General features: G+C 58.1%; 2 protein-coding genes. Both read right to left on the minus strand.

What is annotated here, in order from left to right; translation table 11 throughout:
* Positions 1 to 758, minus strand: a 758-nt coding sequence (locus tag F561_RS0124375) for an IS110 family RNA-guided transposase (protein ID WP_019012572.1), incomplete at its 3' end; no start/stop codon positions are given.
* Between the two features lie 29 nt (positions 759 to 787).
* The coding region (locus F561_RS29830; protein WP_211214874.1) for a hypothetical protein at positions 788 to 1075 on the minus strand (288 nt) is incomplete at its 5' end.

Consider the following 1075-nt stretch of genomic DNA (forward strand, 5'->3'; position numbering starts at 1 on the left):
CCTTGACCGCGTTTGGATCCCGACTGGTGTGGGGAAGGCGCCATGCCTGCGGCCGCCGAGATTGCTCGTCCGGTGTCCAAGTGGGCAAATCCCACAGTCTCGGCCACAATCGTCCCCGCCGCCACGAAGGCAAACCCTGGCACACTCAGCAGCAACTTTAGTTGCTGCGACAACGTCTCATCGGCCTCCATCAGCGCACGCATCGCGGCCTCAATCCCTCCGACTTGCCCAACCATAAGGTCTAACCGCTGCTGGGTGAGCTTTAGAACAGTCTCCGAAACACGATGGGCGTCTTGCCAGGCTTGAAGGTGGTTCTGTTCCTGAGTTCGCCGTACGAGAACGGCCTCCCGTTCTCGAGTGAGCTGTTTCAGGTCGCTCAAGGCGGTACTGGGCGGCGTCCAGCCGCTCGGATGCATCACCACCCCATACCGTGCGATCAGCTCCGCATCCATCGCGTCCGTTTTCTCCCGGCGCAGGACAGAACGGGCAAAATACTTGATCTGCGCAGGGTTCACCACACTGACGACACAACCGAGCGCTTGAAAGTGGTGTGCGCAGCGCTCCCTGTACACATGGGTGGCCTTCATCACCACGTGAAGTTCTGCAGGTTCAGCCCACTTGCGAACCCAGTCGCTCAACTGTTGAAGTCCCGCACACGTGTTGGCTATGGGGCCGCGCTGACCGAGCGAACTTCCTAGGGGATCTTGGAGCTGAACGAACAACTCTCGTTTTCCAACGTCAATGCCAAGCACCAACATGCTGCACCTCCTGAGGTGGGCGAAGCGTGTCAGGCACAGTCTTTCTCAGCACTGTTCTTGTGGTACAGGCTCTTCGGCCTCGGAGAGGGTTCAGCGTTGCAGAGAAAGAGCCCAGGTCGGCCAGATCTAAAATGCGGCCTTGAAAGGCTTGAAAAAAGCACTGGCTTGTTGACCTGGGAGAGACCTGACCATCCGAAGTGTGACGGATCTGGCCCAACACACAAAAAAGCGCTGGCCTTTTTCGCCAAGCAGCCCTGATCTTCAACTTCATCGAGCAGCACCAGGACGAGTTCCCAGTGGAACGAATGTGCCAGGTT

The organism is Deinococcus aquatilis DSM 23025 (assembly GCF_000378445.1).
Taxonomy (GTDB): Bacteria; Deinococcota; Deinococci; order Deinococcales; family Deinococcaceae; genus Deinococcus; species Deinococcus aquatilis.